The following is a 4653-nucleotide window of genomic DNA, read 5'->3' as shown; positions in this document are numbered from 1 at the left end:
TCTTCCTTCTTCCTTCTTCCTTCTTCCTTCTTCCTTCTTCCTTCTTCCTTCTTCCTTCTTCCTTCTTCCTTCTTCCTATGGCTCGTTATTCTCGACTGCAAAAACTCGGCTCTTATATGCGCCCGCACTGGAAACCAACATTCTGGGGCGTTTTTTCGCTGTTAATTGTCAATGCTGTGGGCGTTTACATTCCCCTGCTAATTCGGAATGCAGTTGACACTCTCCAAGTTGCGACTAAATTTGACCAAGTTTTCAATTACGTGGCACTAATTCTGCTCCTCGCCTCAATTATGTGGCTGATTCGGATGGCATCGCGGATTTTGCTGTTTGGCGTGGGGCGTCAAGTCGAATTTGACCTCAAACAGCAAATATTTAACCATTTATTAACATTAGAACCGTCTTATTTTGCCGCCAATACGGTTGGGGATTTAATTAACCGCGCTACTTCCGATTTGGACAATATTCGGCGCTTGGTGGGGTTTGCGGTGCTCAGTTTGGCAAATACAGCTTTTGCTTATGCTTTGAGTTTACCGGTGATGCTGGGGATTAATGTACGGCTGACGCTGTTGGCGATCGCAGTTTATCCTTTAATGCTGGTTTTGGTACAGTTATTTAGCGACAAACTTCGTATCCAGCAGTTAAGTGTACAGGAAGAACTGTCGGCGATGAGCGATTTAATTCAGGAGGATATGAGCGGGATTTCCGTAATTAAAATCTACGCTCAAGAAGAAAACGAACGCCGAGCTTTTCGCGATTGCAACGCGCAGTTGCTATCAGCTAATTTGGAATTAGCAAAAACTAGAAACTTTCTTTTTCCGCTGCTGGGCGGTTTGGCAAGCATCAGTTTGTTGGTGCTGCTTTCGGCTGGTGGCGGGTCAATTGCTAAGGGTCAAATTAGCATTGGCGATTTTGTGGCGTTGCTGATTTATGTCGAGCGTTTGGTGTTTCCCACGGCGCTGTTGGGTTTCACAATTACTGCTTACCAGCGGGGAGAAGTGAGTGTCGATCGCATCGAATCAATTCTGACTGTGGAACCGCAAATTAAGGATGCTGCCGGTGCAGTTGAACTGCCGACTCCAGTCAAAGGCGAAATTGCGGCTCGCCATCTAAATTATATTTATCCCGGCGCGAAGACACCCGCGCTTAAAGATGTTAATTTTACCATACAACCGGGAGAAACTGTCGCAATTGTTGGCGCGATCGGCTCGGGAAAATCAACTTTAGCTAATGCGCTGCCACGCTTGCTCGATATCGATCCGGGTCAGTTATTTGTAGACGGACAGGATATTACCAAGGTAAAATTGACCCAATTGCGCGGGGCGATCGCCTACGTTCCGCAAGAAAGTTTTCTGTTCGGCACTACCATCAAGAATAACATCCGCTACGGAAACCCTTTAGCGGAACAGCCGGAGATTGAAGCGGCGGCGAAACAAGCGCAAATTCACCCCGAAATCCTCAATTTTCCGCAGCAGTACAAAACAGTTGTCGGCGAGCGCGGCATTACTTTATCCGGCGGACAGCGGCAGCGGACGGCACTTGCTCGCGCTTTGTTAGTTGACGCCCCGGTGTTAATTTTGGATGACGCTCTTTCCAGCGTTGACAATCAAACTGCTACCGATATTTTGCAAAACTTGGCAACGGGAACCGATCGCAAAACAGTAATTTTTATCTCGCATCAAATGTCAGCGGCGGCCACTGCCGATCGCATTTTTGTGATGGAGAAAGGAGAAATAGTTCAGAGCGGCACTCACGCTGAATTGGTAGGGCAAACAGGGCTTTATCAGTATTTGTGGAACCAGCAAAAATTAGAGGAATTGCTGCATTGACAAGTGACAGATACTTTGAGTCATCTAGAGTTAGACCCTAAATAAGTAGATTGGTCAGGACTTATGCAAGTAAGCTATATATAGCGTGCATCTCAAAAACAAACACTACGAATCGAAACCCGTCAGGGTCGAAAATACAGAGTATCGGACAAGGGCGTGCTTGTCGCGATCGCTTTATTAGATTTATTAAGCGACCGCTGCTCTTTGTTAGCACGCTACATATAACGCAATACGGTTCAGTTAAGAGCAATCTGACTTCTAAAAGATGCCTGTATTTCCCATAAAATCGTGAGGTTAAATTCGTCGGACAGCGTTAACTGAACCGTATTGACATATAGCGTGCTTGGGTAAGTCCTGTGGGAGTCGGAGTGATTTCGGGGATGACGGGATTGTTACATCTCTTTACATTTGGGTTTGGGACAGCTCGTATTCATGCTTACCTTCTATTGTATGTTATGCAAGCTTTTTACTTGTTCTGCTTGCTTCAATAAATCTGCCTGGGAGTGGCGGTTTCGTTACATTTCTTTACATCCTGTCCTATTTTGTCCGTAGTGCGATTCGTTCTGGAGAAACCCAGATTTTTGGGGGGATTCCAGGCTTTGATAGAGTAACCTCTCTTGGTTGAGTCCGCACTTTAATCCTCTATCAATGACAACTTGATACCCATGTAGGTGAGGTTCTACCAAAGAACCAAGCCCTACCGCCCTGGTGCGGGGTTGAAAGCACATAAACTACCAGTAGTGGTAGCCCCTACGAAAGAGATTGACTATCTCGGTTCGTAAAGCGGGGATGAAAGCGGTCAAAGGTGATAATTGCTGAAAACGCCCTCCGCAAGCAAGAGTTCTATAAGCGAGCCAACACAATATATATTGTGTTGGAGAATCGTGGGGTAGAGCAGGCTAAATGTCGTTGAGCCACCGTTAAAAATAACCAGGGGAAATAAGCTTGTGATTCGGTCACACCTTGGACTGGAAATATCCGGTAAGGGTAAGGTCTAACAGTTTCTACGGACCGAGTTAGCGCACTACCTAGAACCCCGGTGGAAAGACATACCCTAAAGACTCAAACCAATGGATATCAGGAACGAAGTAACCCTCCCTGTGGCTCCTGTTATGGTCGATTAACAGGTAAACGGTCAGGTAATAAGCAACAGGGTGGAAAGGATGGTTCAAGAAGCTAACGCCCAGACCGAAACAACGGTCAACGCCTGAAAAGGGATGGAGTAATGTCCGGGATACGCTGACGTGAACCGCAATGTGCCAAAAGCTAGAGGTACAAGTAGCAATGAATAAGCCTAAATCTGATTCAATCTCGAAGACAGAGGGATGGAAAACTATTAATTGGCGAAAAGCTGAGCGATATGTTTTCAAGTTGCAAAAACGCATCTATGCTGCTTCACGTTGTGGTGATGTCAAAAGACTGCGCCAACTCCAAAAGACACTGATGAGGTCTTGGTCTAACCGAGTATTAGCGGTACGTCGGGTAACAGTCGAAAACCAAGGTAAAAAGACGGCAGGAGTGGACGGTGTGAAATCATTGTCCCCAGCAGCACGCCTAAAATTGGTAGGGCAATTAAAGCTAACAGGTAAATCCAAGCCTACCCGTAGAGTTTGGATACCCAAACCTGGAAGCCAAGAAAAACGCCCACTATCAATACCCACAATGGAAAGCCGCGCTCTCCAAGCCGTAGTCAAGGCTGCTTTAGAACCAGAGTGGGAAGCTCGATTTGAGGAAGGAAGCTACGGATTTAGACCAGGCAGGTCATGCCAGGATGCAATTAAACATATCAAAAACTGTATCCAAACTAAGGCTAAATATGTCTTCGATGCGGATATATCTCAATGTTTTGATTGTATCAATCATAAAGAACTCCTCAGCAAATTAAACACCTTCCCAGGACTCAGGCGACAAATCAAAGCCTGGTTAAAATCTGGAGTGATAGATAAAGGAGTTTGGAATGCCACACCTAGCGGTACACCACAGGGCGGTATTATATCGCCACTATTGGCGAATATCGCCTTACACGGACTAGAAACGGTAGTTAAAGATTACGTGGAAACCTTAACTATTCCCAAGTTAAGTAAAAAGGAAAAACGCCGTTCTATTGGTGTCATCCGCTATGCAGATGATTTCGTCCTTTTGCACGAAAGCAAGTCCGTAATTTCTGGGTGTATTGCTGTAATAGGTGAGTGGTTAGCTGGCATTGGCTTACAATTAAAACCTTCCAAAACCCGATTAGCGCATACACTCGACCCCAATTTAAGTGAAGATAGAAGCGCTGGATTTGACTTTCTTGGTCATCATATCCAACAATTCCCTAGGGGGAAATATCGTAGTGATGAAGATAATCACGGTAGAAAATTAGGTTTTAACACACTCATCACCCCATCAAAGAAGGCAATTCTGACGCATCAGCGGGAAATATCTCGCCTTATTAAGATGCACAGATTATCGCCACAAGAGGCACTCATTAAAGACCTCAATCCGGTAATTAGAGGATGGAGTTCTTATTACAAAGCTTCGGATATTGGCACGGTAGGATAATTATCCAGACAAGATAATCTGACCTATCTAAAACTTCGGAGATGGGCCAAACGTCGCACTCTTAATGTCAAAAAAGCTCATCGTCTATATTGGCGAGGAATCGGCAATAGAAACTGGGTATTTGCGACAAAAGGGGATAAGCCAAAAAAGCTAATCTTACACACAGAGTTTGTGACCAGTAGCAACAACCATCTGTTAGTAAAAGGTGATATAGCGATCGCAAATGATTTGTAAATCCTCAAACGTGTATAATGAGGGATGTAAATCTAAGTAGGAGTTAAAA

Annotated in this window: 2 protein-coding genes; both read left to right on the top strand. The window is 45.0% G+C overall.

All coding sequences use genetic code 11. The annotated features are described in order from the left end of the window. The first annotated feature begins 77 nt into the window (after positions 1–77). The gene (locus tag QUA13_RS31650) at positions 78–1826 is read left to right on the top strand and encodes an ABC transporter ATP-binding protein (protein ID WP_333204936.1); all 1749 of its coding nucleotides are present in this window, start codon (positions 78–80) and stop codon (positions 1824–1826) included. 1284 nt (positions 1827–3110) lie between these two features. Next, positions 3111–4370 (top strand): reverse transcriptase domain-containing protein, encoded by a 1260-nt coding sequence (locus QUA13_RS31645; protein WP_333204934.1) that lies wholly within the window; start codon positions 3111–3113, stop codon positions 4368–4370. Positions 4371–4653 lie beyond the last annotated feature (283 nt).

The organism is Microcoleus sp. S28C3 (genome assembly GCF_036700785.1).
In the GTDB taxonomy this organism is placed as follows: Bacteria; Cyanobacteriota; Cyanobacteriia; order Cyanobacteriales; family Microcoleaceae; genus Microcoleus; species Microcoleus asticus.
This window is presented reverse-complemented; position numbering and strand designations above follow the sequence as displayed.

What these genes read in the sequence shown, in the direction of transcription:
- QUA13_RS31650 (WP_333204936.1), top strand. Translation starts at nt 78, where the DNA reads ATGGCTCGTTATTCTCGACTGCAAAAACTCGGCTCTTATATGCGCCCG.
- QUA13_RS31645 (WP_333204934.1), top strand. Translation starts at nt 3,111, where the DNA reads ATGAATAAGCCTAAATCTGATTCAATCTCGAAGACAGAGGGATGGAAA.